The organism is Inquilinus limosus, assembly GCF_002195995.1.
Lineage (GTDB): Bacteria > Pseudomonadota > Alphaproteobacteria > DSM-16000 > Inquilinaceae > Inquilinus > Inquilinus limosus_C.
Genome location: NZ_NHON01000057.1, coordinates 1 through 17,181 on the forward strand (window position 1 = coordinate 1; position 17,181 = coordinate 17,181).

At 69.0% G+C, this 17,181-nt stretch carries 17 protein-coding genes; 4 read left to right on the forward strand and 13 right to left on the reverse strand.

Annotation, left to right across the window (positions count from 1 at the left end):
* The first annotated feature begins 33 nt into the window (after positions 1–33).
* A complete protein-coding gene (locus BWR60_RS38310; RefSeq protein WP_088153867.1) occupies positions 34–351 on the forward strand; it encodes a DUF3293 domain-containing protein in 318 nt (105 codons plus the stop codon).
* Between the two features lie 162 nt (positions 352–513).
* Here BWR60_RS38310 and BWR60_RS24480 read toward each other — a convergent pair whose 3' ends face one another.
* The 7 genes from BWR60_RS24480 to BWR60_RS24510 form a co-directional block, all read right to left on the reverse strand.
* Positions 514–855: an endonuclease domain-containing protein gene (locus BWR60_RS24480; RefSeq protein ID WP_088153869.1), complete on the reverse strand. Its 342-nt coding sequence runs from the start codon at positions 853–855 to the stop codon at positions 514–516.
* A 238-nt stretch (positions 856–1,093) separates the two neighbouring features.
* Complete coding sequence (locus tag BWR60_RS24485) at positions 1,094–2,911, reverse strand: adenine deaminase (RefSeq protein ID WP_088153871.1); 1,818 nt, start codon at positions 2,909–2,911, stop codon at positions 1,094–1,096.
* A 367-nt stretch (positions 2,912–3,278) separates the two neighbouring features.
* On the reverse strand, positions 3,279–3,707 hold the full coding sequence (locus BWR60_RS24490) for a F0F1 ATP synthase subunit epsilon (RefSeq protein ID WP_088153873.1): 429 nt from the start codon (positions 3,705–3,707) through the stop codon (positions 3,279–3,281).
* Between the two features lie 34 nt (positions 3,708–3,741).
* Positions 3,742–5,175, reverse strand: a complete 1,434-nt coding sequence (atpD, locus tag BWR60_RS24495) for a F0F1 ATP synthase subunit beta (RefSeq protein WP_088153875.1) — start codon at positions 5,173–5,175, stop codon at positions 3,742–3,744.
* A 54-nt stretch (positions 5,176–5,229) separates the two neighbouring features.
* Complete coding sequence (locus BWR60_RS24500; RefSeq protein WP_088153877.1) at positions 5,230–6,108, reverse strand: F0F1 ATP synthase subunit gamma; 879 nt, start codon at positions 6,106–6,108, stop codon at positions 5,230–5,232.
* A gap of 41 nt (positions 6,109–6,149) precedes the next feature.
* Positions 6,150–7,679, reverse strand: a complete 1,530-nt coding sequence (gene atpA / locus BWR60_RS24505) for a F0F1 ATP synthase subunit alpha (protein WP_088153879.1) — start codon at positions 7,677–7,679, stop codon at positions 6,150–6,152.
* The gene (locus tag BWR60_RS24510) at positions 7,679–8,239 is read right to left on the reverse strand and encodes a F0F1 ATP synthase subunit delta (protein ID WP_088153881.1); all 561 of its coding nucleotides are present in this window, start codon (positions 8,237–8,239) and stop codon (positions 7,679–7,681) included. The genes atpA and BWR60_RS24510 overlap by 1 nt, the downstream gene beginning before the upstream one ends.
* A gap of 229 nt (positions 8,240–8,468) precedes the next feature.
* Here BWR60_RS24510 and BWR60_RS24515 point away from each other — a divergent pair, with 229 nt between their 5' ends.
* A complete protein-coding gene (locus BWR60_RS24515) occupies positions 8,469–9,461 on the forward strand; it encodes a cation diffusion facilitator family transporter (protein WP_088153882.1) in 993 nt (330 codons plus the stop codon).
* Positions 9,462–9,598: 137 nt separating this feature from the next.
* On the forward strand, positions 9,599–9,946 hold the full coding sequence (locus tag BWR60_RS24520; RefSeq protein ID WP_088153885.1) for a ribbon-helix-helix domain-containing protein: 348 nt from the start codon (positions 9,599–9,601) through the stop codon (positions 9,944–9,946).
* 26 nt (positions 9,947–9,972) lie between these two features.
* Here the strand turns inward: BWR60_RS24520 and BWR60_RS24525 are convergent, their stop codons facing one another.
* From BWR60_RS24525 to BWR60_RS24550, 6 genes are all read right to left on the reverse strand, one after another.
* The gene (locus tag BWR60_RS24525) at positions 9,973–10,866 is read right to left on the reverse strand and encodes a TIGR01459 family HAD-type hydrolase (protein ID WP_088153887.1); all 894 of its coding nucleotides are present in this window, start codon (positions 10,864–10,866) and stop codon (positions 9,973–9,975) included.
* A 68-nt stretch (positions 10,867–10,934) separates the two neighbouring features.
* Positions 10,935–12,060 (reverse strand): peptide chain release factor 2 gene (prfB, locus tag BWR60_RS24530; protein WP_144445739.1). Its coding sequence is split into 2 segments (ribosomal slippage): positions 10,935–11,990 and positions 11,992–12,060, totalling 1,125 coding nucleotides; the frame shifts between segments, so codons are not numbered across the junction.
* 252 nt (positions 12,061–12,312) lie between these two features.
* Entirely contained in the window at positions 12,313–14,175 is a 1,863-nt protein-coding gene (gene ilvD, locus BWR60_RS24535) for a dihydroxy-acid dehydratase (RefSeq protein WP_088153889.1), read from the reverse strand.
* Positions 14,176–14,333: 158 nt separating this feature from the next.
* Positions 14,334–14,765, reverse strand: coding sequence for a TA system VapC family ribonuclease toxin (locus tag BWR60_RS24540; RefSeq protein WP_088153890.1), 432 nt, complete (start codon positions 14,763–14,765; stop codon positions 14,334–14,336).
* Complete coding sequence (locus BWR60_RS24545; protein ID WP_218823655.1) at positions 14,762–14,983, reverse strand: hypothetical protein; 222 nt, start codon at positions 14,981–14,983, stop codon at positions 14,762–14,764. Before BWR60_RS24545 ends, BWR60_RS24540 begins: the two co-directional genes overlap by 4 nt.
* 79 nt (positions 14,984–15,062) lie before the next feature.
* Positions 15,063–16,466, reverse strand: coding sequence for an MFS transporter (locus tag BWR60_RS24550; RefSeq protein WP_230983168.1), 1,404 nt, complete (start codon positions 16,464–16,466; stop codon positions 15,063–15,065).
* A 113-nt stretch (positions 16,467–16,579) separates the two neighbouring features.
* Here BWR60_RS24550 and BWR60_RS24555 point away from each other — a divergent pair, with 113 nt between their 5' ends.
* Positions 16,580–17,116, forward strand: coding sequence for a MarR family winged helix-turn-helix transcriptional regulator (locus BWR60_RS24555; RefSeq protein ID WP_218823656.1), 537 nt, complete (start codon positions 16,580–16,582; stop codon positions 17,114–17,116).
* Positions 17,117–17,181 lie beyond the last annotated feature (65 nt).

Genomic DNA, 17,181 nt, shown 5'->3' on the forward strand with positions numbered 1-17,181 from the left:
CCGGGGCGAACCAGACGATGGCGTTCTGGCCGAATTCCTCGGCCAGGGCGACCAGATCGGCCACCGGCAGGCCGAGCACCAGCAGCCCCTGCTCCGGCGGCGCGGCAGCGCCTGGCCGCGGCGGTGCGCGGGCGCGGCGCCGATGCGGTGCCGCACACCGGCGCGGGCCAGGACGGCGCCTGGCCGCCGGAGCAGGGGCTGCTGGTGCTCGGCCTGCCGGTGGCCGATCTGGTCGCCCTGGCCGAGGAATTCGGCCAGAACGCCATCGTCTGGTTCGCCCCGGGCGAGCCGGCGCGGCTGGTGCCGACCCGCCTGCTGCTCGAGGCGCTGGGCCCGGAGGCCGGGGCATGAGGGGTTGGATCGCCTCGGAGGCTCACAACGATCTTGGCCAGGAGCAGAATGAGTCCCCCCTCCCCTTGCGGGACCAGGGCATCTACACATCTGTGGGCGGGCCTGGACGGCGAGAATGCGAACAGATTGCCTCTCCCGCTTGCGGGAGAGGTCGGAACCGCGTCAGCGGTTCCGGGTGAGGGCCTCTTCTATCCGCAAGAGCACACCTTCGAGACTCTGTAGGACATCGTTGTTCCAGAAGCGCAGGACCATGAAGCCTTCGGCCTCCAGGGCGGCGTTTCTCTGCGCATCGCGCGCCGGTCCATGCTGACTCCCGTCCACCTCGACGATCAGCATCGCCTCAAGGCAGCACAGATCCGCGACATAGGGACCAACCGGGTGCTGGCGTCGGAATTTGGCTCCGGCGAGCCCGTGGTCGCGCAGATGGCGCCACAGCAGTCCCTCCGCTAGTGTGCTGTCCCGGCGAAGCCTGCGCGCCTGCTTGGTCCGAGCCCCTTCCCTCACCCGGACATCCTGCGGATGTCCGACCTCTCCCGCAAGCGGGAGAGGCAAAGGAAACTGCACCCTGAAGATCTGTAGATATCCTAGCCTTGCGGGAGGGGGTAGAGGGAGGGGGACTGGAGAAGAGCGGGGTTTGGGATCCTGAAAAGCTCTCGCAAGCGGGAGAGGCAACACTTTGGGGGCTCGGCGCACCGCATGGCCCCCACCGTCATCTCAGGCCTCTCGGAGGGCGTTGCCCCTCTCAGGCAGCCGCAGCCGCCGCCGGCTCGAACAGCGGCACGATCTCCATCTCCGGCACCAGCACCAGCCCCTTGTCGGTGATGCGGATCTCCGGGATCACCGACAGCGGGATCAGGTTGAAGCCCATATAGGGGATGCTGCAGCCCGCCTTCTCCCATTCGGCCTTCAGCGCCTTCACCTCCTCCGCCACCTCGGTCACGCGCTTGTCGGAGAGGAGGCCGGCGATCGGCAGCGGCACCATCGCCGTCACCCGGCCGTCGCGCACGACGCAGACGCCGCCCTGCGCCGCCGCGACCGCCTGCAGCGCCACCTGCATGTCGGCCTCGTTGGTGCCGGCGATGATGATGTTGTGGCTGTCATGCCCGACCGAGGAGGCGACGGCGCCCGCCTTCAGGGTGAAGCCGGACAGCAGGCCGTGCGCCACATTGCCGGCCGATTTGCCGTGCCGCTCCACCACCGTGACGAAGCACAGGCCGTGCCGGTCGAAATGCGCCTGCCAGTCCTGCGCCGGCTCCAGCTCCACCGTGACATGGCCGAGCAGGATGCCCGGCAGGACGGTGCGGATCGCATGGGCGGTGACGGGCCCGGCCGGCAGGTCGGGCGTCAGCCTGACCGCCGCCGGCAGCCGCACGGTGTGGTACGCCGCCTCGGGATAGCGCCAGCGGGCGGACAGCGCTTGGTCCAGCACCGGGGTGATCCGGCGGTCCTCGACCACCAGCTCGCCGCCATACCAGGTGCTGACCGGCTTGTGGCCGTCATCCAGCAGCACCAGGTCGGCCCGGCGGCCGCCGCCGAAGCCGCCGATCTCGCCATCCTGGCCGAAGCGGGTGGCGCCGTGCAGCGACCCCATCGACCAGGCCTGCTCCGGCGACATCCCGGCGCGCATCGCCTCGCGCACCACCCAGTCCAGGCCGAAATGCAGCAGGTCCTCGGCGTCGCGGTCGTCGGTGCAGACGGCGATGCGCTTGTGCGAGGCGCCCAGCTCCGTGATCGTCCTGATCGCCTCGGGCAGGCTGTGCCAGGGCGTGGTCGGCGGGCCGCCGCGCAGGAACAGCCAGATGCCGGCCTCCAGCAGGTCGTCGGCGATGTCGCGGTCGATCGCCTCATGCGTGTCGGTGACGCCGGCGGCGGCATAGGCGGCCACGAACTCCCGGCCATAGACATGGCCGGAGACCGGGCGGCCGCGCTCCAGCGCCGCGGCCAGGATGGCGTGGCTGCGCTCGTCGCCCATCGTCACCGGGACGAAGTCCATCTTCTCGCCCAGCGCCACCGCCTCGGGCCAGCGGTCGAACAGGCCGGCGATCTTCTCGGCGGTCAGGTCGCCGCCGGCGGTCTCGAGTTGCGGCGAGGTCGCCGGCACGGTGCTGGGCACGGTCAGGAAGATCGACAGCGGCGCGGCCCGGGCATCCTCCAGCATCGCCTCGACCCCGGCCACGTCCATGACGTTGCCGATCTCATGGCTGTCGCAGAAGATCGTGGTGGTGCCGTTCAGCAGCGCCGCCTCGGCATAGGCGCAGGCGGTGACCATGCTGGATTCGATGTGGATATGCGGGTCGACCAGGCCGGGCGCGAGGATGGCGCCCTTCCCGTCATGGATGCGGGCCGATCCGTCGCGGCAGGATCCCGCCGGCTTCACCGCGGCGATGCGCCCGCCGGCCACCCAGACCTCGCGGCCCGGCAGGATGCGCTCGGAATAGGTCGACAGCACCCGGACGTCGCGGATCACCAGGTCGGGCGCGGCGCGGCCGGAGGCGACATCCGCCAGCCGCCGGGTCATGCGGGACAGGGGGAGAACGGAGAAGCGTGTGAGACTGGACATCAGCCTGCTCTCTTGCCGCGGGAATCGGGTGCGGGCAGCTTATACCAGCGGCCTTTGGGATCGACTCTCGATCCCCTTCGTCATGGCCGACCGGATTCACAGATCTCATCCGCACACGCATTGGGCCTTGTTGATTGCCTCTCCCGCGTGCGGATATTTTCAGAATACCCAATACCGTCATTGCGAGCGCAGCGAAGCAATCCAGGGGCCGGTGCGCACCGGCCCCTGGATTGCTTCGTCGGCTTCGCCTCCTCGCAATGACGGCAAGGGGTTCGAGCCGCGGGCGGTGCGGAGGCCGTTGCCGCTCCCGGCCATGAAAAAGGGCCCCGCGAGGGGCCCTTTCCAACTCAACGATCCGGCAGGCCGGTCAGGCGTGGCCGGCCGGCGCGCCGCGGGTGACGGCGGTCAGCTTGGCCTGGGCCAGCTTCAGCGCGCGCTCGGCCACCGCCTTGTCGCCGGGGGTCTTGGCGTCGGCCACGTCCTCCTCGGCGTCGCGCAGCTCCTGCTCGACCTTGGCGCGGTCCAGCGTGGCCACCGGCACCACCTCCTCGGCCAGCACCGTGCAGCGCTCCGGCGTCACCTCGGCGAAGCCGCCGGTGACGAACAGGCGGCTGGAGACGGCGCTGCGCTGCTCATAGACGTCGATCACGCCCGGCTGGACGGTCGACAGCATCGACATGTGCCCCTTCAGCACGCCGAAATAGCCGTCGCCACCGGGGACGACCACCATCTCGACCTGCTGCGCCACGAGCAGCTTCTCGGGCGAGACCAGTTCGAAGGCGAATTTCTCGGCCATGGATGTCCCCGGCTACGATGCTGCAGGAGTCGGATCAGGCGGCTTCGGCGAGCTTCTTCGCCTTGGCGATGGCCTGGTCGATGGTGCCGACCATGTAGAAGGCAGCCTCCGGCAGGTGGTCGTAGTCGCCGTTGACGATGCCCTTGAAGCCGCGGACCGTCTCCTCGACCGGGACCAGCTCGCCCGGCGTGCCGGTGAACACCTCGGCGACGTGGAAGGGCTGGCTGAAGAAGCGCTGGATCTTCCGGGCGCGGGCCACGGTCAGCTTCTGCTCCTCGGTCAGCTCGTCCATGCCCAGGATGGCGATGATGTCCTGCAGCGCCTTGTATTCCTGCAGCGTGCGCTGCACGGCGCGGGCCACCTCGTAATGCTCCTGGCCGACCACACGCGGGTCGAGGATGCGCGAGGTCGAGTCGAGCGGGTCCACCGCCGGGTAGATGCCCAGCTCGGAGATCGCGCGGCTCAGCACCGTCGTCGCGTCGAGATGCGAGAACGAGGTCGCCGGCGCCGGGTCGGTCAGATCGTCGGCGGGCACGTAGATGGCCTGCACCGAGGTGATCGAGCCCTTGTTGGTCGAGGTGATGCGCTCCTGCAGCGCGCCCATGTCGGTCGACAGGGTCGGCTGATAGCCCACCGCCGACGGGATGCGGCCCAGCAGCGCCGACACCTCGGCGCCCGCCTGGGTGAAGCGGAAGATGTTGTCGACGAAGAACAGCACGTCCTGGCCTTCGACGTCGCGGAAGTACTCGGCCACGGTCAGGCCCGACAGGCCGACGCGGGCGCGGGCGCCCGGCGGCTCGTTCATCTGGCCGTAGACCAGCGCCACCTTGGACTCGCCGTCGAGCTTGATGACCTCGGACTCGATCATCTCGTGATACAGGTCGTTGCCCTCGCGGGTCCGCTCACCCACGCCGGCGAAGACCGACACGCCGCCATGCGCCTTGGCGATGTTGTTGATCAGCTCCTGGATGGTCACGGTCTTGCCGACGCCGGCGCCGCCGAACAGGCCGATCTTGCCGCCCTTGGCGTAGGGGCTGATCAGGTCGACGACCTTGATGCCGGTGACCAGCATCTCCGCCTCGGTCGCCTGGTCGATGAACTCCGGCGCGGCGCGGTGGATCGGCGAATACTGCTTGGCGTTGATCGGGCCGCGCTCGTCGATCGGCTCGCCGATCACGTTCATGATCCGGCCCAGCGTCTCCGGGCCGACCGGCACCGAGATGGCGTTGCCGCTGTCATGCACCTTGTTGCCGCGGACCAGGCCGTCGGTCGAGTCCATGGCGATGCAGCGCACGGTGTTCTCGCCGAGATGCTGCGCCACCTCGAGCACCAGCTTGCGATCGCCGATCTCGGTGGTCAGGGCGTTCAGAATGGCGGGCAGCTCGCCATCGAACTGGACGTCCACCACGGCGCCCAGAACCTGGCTGATGCGGCCGATAACATTGCTTCCGGTCTGGGTCTCGACCATGGTGCTCACGCTCCTCGAACTGTCTTCAAGCGATCGGTGGATCAAGCTGGGGCCTTAGACGGCTTCGGCGCCCGAGATGATCTCGATCAGCTCCTTGGTGATGTAGGCCTGGCGGGTCCGGTTGTAGACCAGCGTCAGCCGCTTGATCATGTCGCCCGCGTTGCGCGTCGCATTGTCCATCGCGGTCATGCGCGCGCCCTGCTCGGAGGCCGCGGATTCGAGCAGCGCCTTGTAGATCTGGATCGCCAGGTTGCGCGGCAGCAGCTCCGCCAGGATCTGCTCCTCGCTCGGCTCGAACTCGTAGACGATGTTCGAGGCGGTGTCCTCGGCCACGGCCGGCAGCGCCACCGGCACCAGCTGCTGCACCGTGATGATCTGGGAGATGGCCGACTTGAACTTGTTGTAGACGACCGAGCAGACGTCGAAGTCACCGGCGTCGAACATCGCCAGGATCCGGTCGGCGATGCCGTTGGCATCGGCGAAGCCCAGCTTCGGCCGGCCGATGTCGACGACGCTCTCGACGATCAGGTTGGCGAAGTCGCGGCGCAGGTTGTCGCGGCCCTTGCGGCCGACGGTGAACAGCTTCACCGTCTTGCCGCGGCCCTGCAGCTCGCGGATCTGCTTGCGCGTCTCACGCAGCACCGTGGCGTTGAACGCGCCGGCCAGGCCGCGGTCCGAGGTGATGACCAGCAGCAGGTGCACGTCGGTCTTGCCGGTGCCGGCGATCAGCTTCGGGCCCTGGCCGGCCGTCTTGGCGACGGCGGCCAGGCCGGTCAGCATCCGCTCCATCCGGTCGGCATAGGGCCGGCCGGCCTCGGCCTGCTCCTGGGCGCGGCGCAGCTTCGACGCCGCGACCATCTTCATGGCCGCGGTGATCTTCTGCGTCGACTTGACGCTGGCGATCCGGTTCTTGAGGTCCTTCAACGACGGCATGGCGCCCCGCCTTCAATCGATGTGGTGGGAACGACCGCCGATCAGACGAAGGTCTTGGCGTAGTTGACGATGAAGCTGGTCAGCTTCTCCTCATTCGCCGGCGAGATCTGCTTCTCGTTGCGGATCCCCTCGAGGATGGCGGCACCCTCGTCGCGCAGCGCCTCCAGCAGGCCCTTCTCGAAATCCTGCACCCGGTTGGTCGGGACGCTGTCGAGATGGCCGCGGACGCCGGCGAAGATCGACGCCACCTGCTCCTCGACCGGGAGCGGGCTGAACTGCGGCTGCTTCAGGAGCTCGGTCAGGCGCGCGCCGCGGGCCAGCAGCTTCTGGGTCGAGGCGTCGAGGTCCGACGCGAACTGGGCGAAGGCCTCCATCTCGCGGTACTGCGCGAGCTCGAGCTTGATGCGGCCGGCGACCTGCTTCATCGCCTTGATCTGGGCGGCGGAGCCGACGCGGCTGACCGACAGGCCGACATTGATGGCCGGGCGGACGCCCTTATAGAACAGGCCGGTCTCGAGGAAGATCTGGCCGTCGGTGATCGAGATCACATTGGTCGGGATGTAGGCCGACACGTCGCCGGCCTGGGTCTCGATGACCGGCAGGGCGGTCAGCGAGCCGTTGCCGTGCTCGTCGTTCATCTTGGCCGCGCGCTCCAGCAGGCGGCTGTGCAGGTAGAACACGTCGCCCGGATACGCCTCGCGGCCCGGCGGGCGGCGCAGCAGCAGCGACATCTGGCGGTAGGCCACGGCCTGCTTGGACAGATCGTCATAGATGATCAGGCCGTGCATGCCGTTGTCGCGGAAGAACTCGCCCATCGCGGCGCCGGTGTAGGGCGCCAGGAACTGCAGCGGCGCCGGCTCGGACGCGGTCGCGGCGACGACGATGGTGTATTCCAGCGCGCCGTATTCCTCGAGCGTCTTGACGATCTGGGCGACCGTCGAGCGCTTCTGCCCGACCGCGACGTAGATGCAGTAGAGCTTCTGGCTCTCGTCGCCGCTCTTGTTGATCTCGCGCTGGTTCAGGATGGTGTCGATGGCGACGGCGGTCTTGCCGGTCTGGCGGTCGCCGATGATCAGCTCGCGCTGGCCGCGGCCGACCGGGGTCAGCGCGTCGATCGACTTCAGGCCGGTCTGCATCGGCTCATGCACCGACTTGCGCGGGATGATGCCCGGGGCCTTGACCTCGACGCGGCTCATCTTCGCGTCCTGGATCGGGCCCTTGCCGTCGATCGGGTTGCCCAGGGCGTCGACCACGCGGCCCAGCAGGCCGCGGCCGACCGGAACCTCGACGATGGCGCCGGTGCGCTTGACCGTGTCGCCTTCCTTGATGTCGCGGTCCTCGCCGAAGATCACGATGCCGACATTGTCGGTCTCGAGGTTCAGCGCCATGCCCTTGATGCCGCCCGGGAACTCGACCATCTCGCCGGCCTGGACGTTGTCCAGCCCGTAGACGCGGGCGACACCGTCACCGACCGACAGGACCTGGCCGACCTCGGCGACGTCGGCCTCGGTCCCGAAATTGGCGATCTGGTCCTTGATGATCGCAGAGATTTCGGCGGCACGGATGTCCATCAGACGGTCCCCTTCATCGCGAGCTGCAGCTTGGCCAGTTTCGTGCGCAGGGAGCTGTCGACCATGCGCGAGCCGACTTTGACGATCATCCCGCCGAGCAAAGCGGGATCGATTTTGACATTGACCTGGATCTTCGCGCCCATGGCCTTCTTGAGCTGGTCGACCAGCGCCTCGGTCTGCCGGTCGGTCAGCGCCGTGGCGGCGGTGACGTCGGCGGTGACCTCGCCGCGGCGGCGGGCCAGCTCGGCCAGGAAGGCGTCGATCATGGCGTCCAGGGCGAACAGGCGGCGGTTGCGCGCCACCAGGCCGATGAAGCGGCGGACCAGGTCGGACACGCCGGCCTTCTCCAGCACCGCGGCCATCGCCTTGCCCTGCACGTCGCGCGACAGCAGCGGGCTGCGGACCAGGCGGCGGAGATCCTCGCTCTCGGCCAGGGCGGTCTTCAGGCCGCGGAGGTCATCCGCGGTCTGGTCGAGCGTCTTGCCCTCATCGGCGAGTGCGTAGAGCGCCGTCGCGTAGCTGGATGCGAGGCCGGAAAGTCCTGACCCTGTAGCTGCCACCGATCGTCCCTCGATCGTTTGTTCGATCGTGGCAGGAGGCCACGACCGCCGAATGTTCGGGGGGCTCTATCGCACGACAGAAGGCTGTCCGAGGCCCACCCCTTACGCTCGGCGCGCCGTCATCTAACATAGCGGTAGGGGGTGTGCAACCGGCATTCCGGGCGGGTTTTTCATGCCGCAGGGCCGGATGTAGAGTGGCGCGAGCGATTCGCATCCTCCGGAGGCCGCAATGCCGCACGACCATCCGCACGAGGCCGGCTCCGGCCGTGATCACGCGGCGCATGACCATGGGCCGGGCCCCGGTCATCAGCAGGACCACCACCACGGGCACCATCACGGCCTGCCCGAGGGGGCGGATGGCGAGCGGCGGCTGCTGGCCGCGCTGGCGATCACCGCCGGCTTCATGGTGCTGGAGGCGGCGGGCGGCTGGATCGCCAACTCCCTGGCGCTCCTGGCCGATGCCGGGCACATGCTGACCGACGCCGCGGCGCTGGCCCTGGCCTGGCTGGCGGCGCGGATGGCGCGGCGGCCGCGCGACGCCCGGCGCTCCTACGGCTATGGCCGGGTGCAGGTGCTGGCCGCCTTCGCCAACGGCATCGTGCTGCTGGCCGTCGTGGTCGCCATCGTGGTCGAGGCCGCGGGCCGGCTGGCCGCGCCGGCGCCGGTCGAGGGCGGGCTGATGATCGGCATCGCCGCCGCCGGCCTGGTCGCCAACCTGGTGGCCTTCCGGGTGCTGCGGGGCGGCGACCGCGGCAACCTGAACCTGCGCGGCGCGGCCCTGCATGTGATGGGCGACCTCCTGGGCTCGATCGGCGCGCTGGCCGCCGGTGCCGTCATCCTGCTGACCGGCTGGACGCCGGTCGACCCGATCCTGTCGGTCGTGGTGTCGCTGCTGGTGCTGCGCAGCGCCTGGTCGATCCTGCGCGAATCCGGCCATGTCCTGGTCGAGGGCTCGCCCGGCGGGATCGACGAGGCGGCGCTGAGCGCGGCGATCCTCGACGAGGTGCACGAGGTGATCGACGTCCACCACGTCCACGCCTGGACCCTAACCCCCGACCGCCCGATCGTCACCCTGCACGCCCGGCTGCGCGAGGGCGCCGATTCCGACCAGGCGATCGGTGCGGTGACCCGGCTGCTGCGCGACCGCTTCGGCGTCGGCCACGCCACGGTGCAGGCGGAATTCGAGGTCTGCGCTGACGTTGCGACTACGCCGCGACACTAAGCGCAACGTATCGGAACGGAAAAGCGTAATCCCCAGTTCACCTTTTTGCGCGGAAGCGGTAATTATTCAACATAATGCCGAGCATTTGATGTCGCCCATGGCCCCTTGTCTGGGGCAGCGGGCCCGGAAAGGTGACGATGGGTCATAATGGAGCTCTTGCCCGCGACGCGGACCCGCTGTCGATCTGCCGCAATGTGACGGTTGCCGGCCGACGCACCAGCGTCCGCATGGAAGTCGTGTTCTGGGACGGGCTGATGGAGATCTGCGCGCGTGAGCAGATCGGCTTGAACGAGATCTGCACCCGCATCGACGCCGCCCGCAAGGGCAGCGGCCTGACCGGGGCCCTGCGGGTGTTCGTGCTATGCTATTTCCGTGAGCTGACGCGCCGGCCTGCGCCGGTGCAACCCCCGGTCCATGCCTCGGTCCAGACCCCGCCGGCCCTGCTGGCCGCGGCGCTGGAAGGCGTCATCGGGGCCCGCGCCTAGGGAACGTTCCGGCCGGGCGGCGGGTGCTACGCCAGGCCGTCCCAGTTCAGCCGTTCCACGGCCGCCACCGGCCGCAGCCCGTGCCGTTCGGCCGCGGCGGCCAGCTTGTGCGCGTCCGGCCGGCCGGACGCCGCGTCGCGCAGCTCGGCGCCATGGATGCCGCCGATCACGAACAGCCCGTCGATGCCCGCCGCGGCCGCGCCGGCCATGTCGGTGTGGAAGCTGTCGCCGATCGCCAGCACCCGCGCCGGGTCGGGCCGGCCCAGCAGCTCGAAGCAGCGGCGATAGACCGGCGGGTGCGGCTTGCCGTGATAGAACACCTCGCCGCCCAACGTCTCGTAATGCTGGGCCAGGGCGCCGGCGCAGATCTGCATCTTGCCGCCGACGATGACCACGATATCCGGGTTGGCGCAGATCATCGGCAGCCTGCGGGCGGCCGCGGCCTCCAGCAGCGGGGCATGGTCCTCGACCCGCTCGTCCGGATCGTCGATGCCGGTGTTCAGCACGAACTCGGCATCGTCCAGGCCGTCGACCCGGACGACGTCGTCGACGGCCTCGTAGACATCGGCGTCGCGCTCGGGGCCGAGATGCAGGAAGCGCTCGCCCAGCGCCTGGTGGAAATCGTCGTCGCGCGTGGCCAGCGCCAGATGCGCGGCCTCGCCCGAGGACAGGATGGCGTCCCAGCAATCCTCCGGCACGCCGATCTGGGCCAGGCGCTGCACCACCGACCCGACCCGCCGCGGCGCGTTCGACAGCAGGCACACCTGCTTGCCCTCGGCACGCAGCCGCTGCAGGCAGTCAATCACGCCGGGATAGGGCGTGACCCCGTCATGCACCACGCCCCACAGATCGACGATGAAGGCATCGTAGCGGTCGCGGATCGCGGCGATGCCGTCGAGGATCGGAATGCTGTCGGTCATCGATACTGGCCTGTTCGTCCATTCCGGTCTGGCCCGGGGCGGCGCGGTCGGCGCTGCCCCGGGAAGGCTTATGTGGTCTGCAGGTCCTCGCCCTGTCCCTTCAGCTTCGCGGCGAGCGAGGCTTCCAGGAACTGGTCGATGTCGCCGTCCAGCACGGCGGAGGAGGCGCTGGTCTCCACCCCCGTGCGCAGGTCCTTCACCATCTGGTAGGGCTGCAGCACATAGCTGCGGATCTGGTGGCCCCAGCCGATGTCGGTCTTCTCGGCGTTCAGCGCGTCGGCCTGGGCCTCGCGGATCTTCAGCTCGCGCTCGTAGAGGCGGGCGCGCAGCATGTCCATCGCCATGGCCCGGTTGCGATGCTGCGACCGGTCGTTCTGGCAGGCGACGATGACGCCGGTCGGGATATGGGTGATGCGGATCGCCGAATCCGTCTTGTTGACGTGCTGGCCGCCGGCGCCGGAGGCCCGGTAGGTATCGACCTTCAGATCCTTGTCCAGGATCGTGATCTCGATCGTGTCATCGACCACCGGCGACACCGCGACCGAGGAGAAGCTGGTGTGCCGCCGCGCCGCGCTGTCGAACGGGCTGATCCGCACCAGGCGGTGCACGCCCGATTCGGTCTTCAGCCAGCCATAGGCGTTGTGACCCTTGATCAGCACCGTGGCGGACTTGATCCCGGCCTCTTCGCCCGAGCTCTCTTCCAGCCACTCGACCTTGAAGCCGTGCTGCTCGGCCCAGCGCACATACATGCGCAGCAGCATCTGGCCCCAATCCTGGGCCTCGGTGCCGCCGGCGCCGGCATTGACCTCGAGATAGCAGTCATTGCCGTCGGCCTCGCCCGACAGCAGGCTTTCCAGCTGGCGCTTGGCCACCCGCTCGGCCACTTTGCCCAGCTCGGCCTCGGCGTCGGCCAAAACTCCGGCATCGTCCTCGGCCTCGGCCAGCTCGATCAGGCCGAGCGCATCCTCGAAGTCGCCCGCCAGCGCCTTGTAGGCACCGATGGCGTCATCGAGATGGGTGCGCTCGCGCAGCAGCGCCTGCGCCTTCTCGGGGCTGTCCCAGAGCTTGGGGTCCTCGGCGAGGGTGTTCAGCTCGTCCAGTCGTCGGAGTGCGTTATCCCAGTCAAAGAGACCTCCTCAGCAGCGCGAGCGACTGCTTGATCTCTTGGGCCTTGGCTTCGGTCTCGGCGCGCATGCCGTGCGCTCCTCTCCAATTCCATTCGGTCACAAAATTACGGGCCGCGCGGCGGCCCGTAAACGCGAAAGGCGGGATGTAGGACGGATCGGCCCGCAGGTAAAGGCCGCGGGCGGGAAAACGCAGAGCAATCGCTTGAGAGTGAGGAGATGTTTTCTGGTGTTGCCTCTCCCGCCAGGCGGGAGAGGCAATCGGAGCTCATCGTCTCAAGCGATTTTCCCGACGGACAACGCCATTCCGCCGACCCGGACCTCAGCCTTTCCGCGGCTTCAGCTGGCTGACGTCGCGCACGGCGCCGCGGGCGGCGCTGGTGGTCAGGGCGGCATAGGCCTGCAGCGCCATCGAGACTTTCCGCGCCCGCGGCGCCGAGGGCTGCCAGCCGCCATCGGCGCGGGCGTTCATCGCCGCCCGGCGATGCGCCAGCTCCTCGTCCGACACGGCGAGGTGGATCTTGCGGTGCGGGATGTCGATCTCGATGGTGTCGCCCTCCTGCACCAGGGCGATGGCGCCGCCCTCGGCCGCTTCGGGCGAGACATGGCCGATCGACAGGCCGGAGGAGCCGCCGGAGAAGCGGCCGTCGGTGACCAGGGCGCAGACCTTGCCCAGGCTCTTCGACTTCAGATAGCTGGTCGGGTACAGCATCTCCTGCATGCCGGGGCCGCCCTTCGGGCCCTCGTAGCGGATCAGCACCACGTCGCCGGGCTTGATGTGGTCGCCCAGGATGCCCTCGACCGCTGCGTCCTGGCTCTCGAAGATCCGGGCGGGGCCGGAGAAGGTCAGGATGCTGGCGTCGACGCCCGCGGTCTTCACCACGCAGCCATCCTCGGCGATGTTGCCGTACAGCACCGCTAAGCCGCCGTCGGGGCTGAAGGCGTGCTCCAGGTCGCGGATGGTGCCGCGCTTGCGGTCGGCGTCGACGCTGGGGTAGCGCGCATCCTGGCTGAACGCGACCTGGGTCGGGATGCCGCCCGGCGCCGCGGCGTAGAAGCGGTGCACGGCCTCGCTGTCGGTGCGCTTGATGTCCCACTGGTCCAGCGCGGCCGACAGGCTCTCGGCATGGACCACGTGGGTGTCGCGGTTCAACAGGCCGGCGCGGTCCAGCTCGCCCAGGATGGCCATGATGCCGCCGGCGCGGTGGACATCCTCCATATGCACGTTCGGCACCGCGGGCGCGACCTTGCACAGCACCGGCACGCGGCGCGACAGCCGGTCGATATCGGCCATGGTGAAGTCGACCCCGCCCTCCTGCGCCGCCGCCAGCAGGTGCAGCACGGTGTTGGTCGACCCGCCCATGGCGATATCGAGGGTCATGGCGTTCTCGAAGGCGGCGAAGCTGGCGATGGCGCGCGGCAGCACCGACTCGTCGTCCTGCTCGTAATGACGCTTCACCAGGTCGACGATCAGGTGCCCGGCCTCGACGAACAGGCGCTTGCGGTCGGCATGGGTGGCCAGGGTCGAACCGTTGCCCGGCAGCGCCAGGCCCAGCGCCTCGGTCAGGCAGTTCATCGAATTGGCGGTGAACATGCCGGAGCAGGAGCCGCAGGTCGGGCAGGCCGACCGCTCGATCACCTTGACCTCGTCGTCGCTGTTGCGGCTGTCGGCCGCGGCGACCATGGCATCGATCAGGTCCAGCGCCTTGGTCTCGCCGCCGACCTTGACCTTGCCGGCCTCCATCGGCCCGCCGGACACGAACACCACCGGGATGTTCAGCCGCATCGCGGCCATCAGCATGCCGGGCGTGATCTTGTCGCAGTTCGAGATGCAGACCATGCCGTCGGCGCAATGCGCGTTGACCATGTACTCGACGCTGTCGGCGATGATCTCGCGCGACGGCAGGCTGTACAGCATGCCGTCATGGCCCATGGCGATGCCGTCATCGACGGCGATGGTGTTGAACTCCTTGGCGACGCCGCCCGCGGCCTCGATCTCCCGCGCCACCAGCTGGCCGAGGTCCTTGAGGTGGACATGGCCGGGCACGAACTGGGTGAAGGAGTTGACGACGGCGATGATCGGCTTGCCGAAATCCGCATCCGTCATGCCGGTCGCCCGCCAGAGCCCGCGGGCTCCGGCCATGTTGCGGCCGTGGGTGGTGGTGCGGGAACGATAGGCTGGCATGGGTCGGGTCCGCTGCTCGGGTCACTTTCGGTCGGTCGGGGCAGCCTGCGGTTGTCAGAAAAGAACCACGGCGCTCGTCGGAAACGTCCGATCCAGAAAGAACGCCATTCCCGCCCGCGGCGCAAGGGCGGCGGACGCAACGCTCCCGCGCGTTCTGCTTAGGAAATCAGGTGAAGAGCCTGGCTTCCGCCGTGGACGGCGTCGGTCACCAAGCGGCGATCGAAGGTGGCGAGCTGGCCGTGATGGGCAAGGGCAAGAGCCAGGAGATACGTGTCGGTGAGCTGGCCGGAGCTCAGCAGGCGGCCGGGATCGATCCTGGCGGAATCCATCAGGCTGATGTCGTCGGGCCAGAATGTGTGGCCCGGCAACGCACACAGGCCCATCAGGATCGGCATGACGGCGGCGGGTGATCCTGGAGAGTTTGGATAGCGCGGGTGTCCCACAATCCGCAGCACGCCGTTCTCGGTGAGCGGGCAGGTCGCCCAGGCTTGCCGGCCCCGGGCGACAAACCAGTCATGCGCAGCGTCGTGCTGGACGTGGCCGGGATCAATCAACGCGATCAGCACATTGACGTCGAGCAGGAAGATCATTCCGGCAGGTCGTCCTGCAGCTGCTTCACCAGCTCAAATGTCACCGGTACCGGGCTATCGGCGGCGGGCAGCAGTGGAATCCCGTTACGATGCTTGCCGCCAGAGGCACGGGGACTCAGCGACCTGCGAGCCAGATCGGAGATAACTTCGCCAAGGGTCTTCCGCTGTTGCGCCGCAAGACCCTTGGCGGCAGCCAGGACGTCATCGTCGATGGCCAAGGTGGTACGCATTAGATCCCCGCATGCATCACGCATCAGTCATCACATTTGATGCGTGATGCTGAGCATGTCAACGGGTCTATCGTGTCGATCGCGCGCCTCCGGGGCCGGGCGCCGGGTCGTCGGCGGTGTAGGCCGGGGTCGCCAGGCGCAGGCAGCTGACCACGGTGGCGGCGGTCGCCAGCCCGGCCGCGGTCAGCAGCGCCGCCCGGGCGCCATGGTCGGGGAAATGGGCGAACAGCAGCGCCACCAGCGCCGCGCCGGTGGCCTGGCCCAGCAGGCGGGCGGTGCCGAGCATGCCGCTGGCGGCGCCGCTGCGGGCGCGCGGGGCCGACCCGATCATCACCCGGTTGTTGGGCGACTGGAACAGGCCGAAGCCGACGCCGCACAGCGCCATGCGCCAGACGATGCCGAAGGGGGAGGGATCCGCGGGCAGCGTCGCCATCAGCACCAGGCCGATGGCGAGGAGGGCGAGGCCGATGCCGCCCAGCAGGCCGGGCGGGTGCCGGTCGGACAGGCGGCCGGCGAAGGGCGCGGTCACCGCCACTGCCAGCGGCCAGGGGATCATCAAGAGGCCGACCTGGGCCGGGGAAAAGCCGTAGCCGGTCTGCAGCAGGAAGGGCAGGGCCACGAAGGCCGCCATCTGCGCCATGAAGGAGCTGATCGAGGTGGCGACCGACAGCCCGACCACCGGGATGCGCAGCAGGTCCAGCGGCAGCAGCGGCGTCGCCTGGGCCAGCTGCCGGCGCACCAGCCACACCGCGGCGGCGAGCCCCACGCTGAACTGCAGCGCCACCAGCCCCCAGTCCAGCCCATGGGCGATGCTGTCGATGCCGGTGATCAGCAGGCCGAAGGTGGCGGCGGATAAGAGCGCGCTCAGCAGGTCGAAGCGGCGGTCGGCCAGGTCGCTTTCCGGCAGGTTGCGGCTGCCGATGATCAGGGCGGCGACGCCCAGCGGCAGGTTGATCGCGAACAGCCAGGGCCAGGACGAGATCGACAGCAGGGCACCGGCGAAGCTGGGGCCGATGGTCGAGGCGCTGGCCGCGATCATGGCGTTGATGCCCAGCACATGGCCCAGCCGGGCGCGCGGGAAGATGTAGCGGATCAGCGCCGTGTTGACGCTCATGATCCCGGAGGCGCCGAAGCCCTGGGCGACGCGGGACAGGGTCAGCGTCAGCAGCGAATCCGACAGGGCGCAGGCGACCGAGGCGACGGTGAACAGAGCCAGGCCGCCGAGATAGATCCGGCGGTAGCCGACGATCTCGCCCAAGCCCGCCAGCGGCAGCAGCGAGACCACCACCGCCAGCTGGTAGGCGTTGACGATCCAGATCGACATCGACGGGCTGGCCTGGAACTCGGCGGCGATCGTCGGCAGCGCCACATTGGCGACGGAGCCGTCGAGCACGGCGAGCATGATGCCGAGCACCACGGTGGCGAAGGCCCATCTGCGGCGGGGCAGGGGCAGGCCGTCGGGCAGGGACACGGATTGACCTCGCTCTTCGCGGCGGAAGCGCACGGCGCCCGCCGTCCATGGCATGATCCTGGACCCGGCCGTCTCGAATGGCTATGGCGTTTTAGCTATAACAGAATAGCAAAATGATCGACCCGGACCAGATGACCCAGACCGAGCGCGACCGGCTTGGCGCTTTCCGATTGCAGCTGATGGCGCTGCTGCGCCGGCTGCGGCGCGAATCCGACGGCGGCGACATCCCGCTGTCGCAGCTGATGCTGCTGGCCGCGCTGCTGCGCCTCGGCGGCACGGCCAGCCCGACCGAGCTCGCCGCGGTCGAGGGGCTGCGCTCGTCCAATGTCGCGGCGCTGCTGCGCGGGCTGGAGACGGACGGGCTGGTGCGGCGCGAGGCCGATGCCGGCGACCGGCGGCGGCTGCATGTCGTGCTCACCGATGCCGGCGCGCAGGCGGTGCTGGAGAACCGCAGCCGGCGCGAGGCCTGGATGGCCGAGGCCGTGGCGGCCTGCCTGACGCCGGAGGAACGGGCGCAGCTGATCGCGGTGGGCGCCCTGCTGCAGCGTCTGGCGGAGTATCAGGAGGGTGGATCGACCGCGCCCGTCCCCTCACCCTCCCATTCGCCAACGCGAATGGGTCCCTCCCTCTCCCCAAGGAGAGGGGAATAGGAGCAGCGGCCCTATACCTCTCCTTGGGGAGAGGTCGAAATCGCGTCAGCGATTTCGGGTGAGGG

Bases quoted from the DNA above. Each gene is read 5' to 3' on its own strand.
- BWR60_RS24485 (WP_088153871.1), bottom strand. From the start codon at position 2,911: ATGTCCAGTCTCACACGCTTCTCCGTTCTCCCCCTGTCCCGCATGACC.
- BWR60_RS24490 (WP_088153873.1), bottom strand. From the start codon at position 3,707: ATGGCCGAGAAATTCGCCTTCGAACTGGTCTCGCCCGAGAAGCTGCTC.
- atpD (WP_088153875.1), bottom strand. From the start codon at position 5,175: ATGGTCGAGACCCAGACCGGAAGCAATGTTATCGGCCGCATCAGCCAG.
- BWR60_RS24500 (WP_088153877.1), bottom strand. From the start codon at position 6,108: ATGCCGTCGTTGAAGGACCTCAAGAACCGGATCGCCAGCGTCAAGTCG.
- atpA (WP_088153879.1), bottom strand. From the start codon at position 7,679: ATGGACATCCGTGCCGCCGAAATCTCTGCGATCATCAAGGACCAGATC.
- BWR60_RS24515 (WP_088153882.1), top strand. From the start codon at position 8,469: ATGCCGCACGACCATCCGCACGAGGCCGGCTCCGGCCGTGATCACGCG.
- BWR60_RS24520 (WP_088153885.1), top strand. From the start codon at position 9,599: ATGGGTCATAATGGAGCTCTTGCCCGCGACGCGGACCCGCTGTCGATC.
- BWR60_RS24525 (WP_088153887.1), bottom strand. From the start codon at position 10,866: ATGACCGACAGCATTCCGATCCTCGACGGCATCGCCGCGATCCGCGAC.
- ilvD (WP_088153889.1), bottom strand. From the start codon at position 14,175: ATGCCAGCCTATCGTTCCCGCACCACCACCCACGGCCGCAACATGGCC.
- BWR60_RS24540 (WP_088153890.1), bottom strand. From the start codon at position 14,765: ATGATCTTCCTGCTCGACGTCAATGTGCTGATCGCGTTGATTGATCCC.
- BWR60_RS24555 (WP_218823656.1), top strand. From the start codon at position 16,580: ATGATCGACCCGGACCAGATGACCCAGACCGAGCGCGACCGGCTTGGC.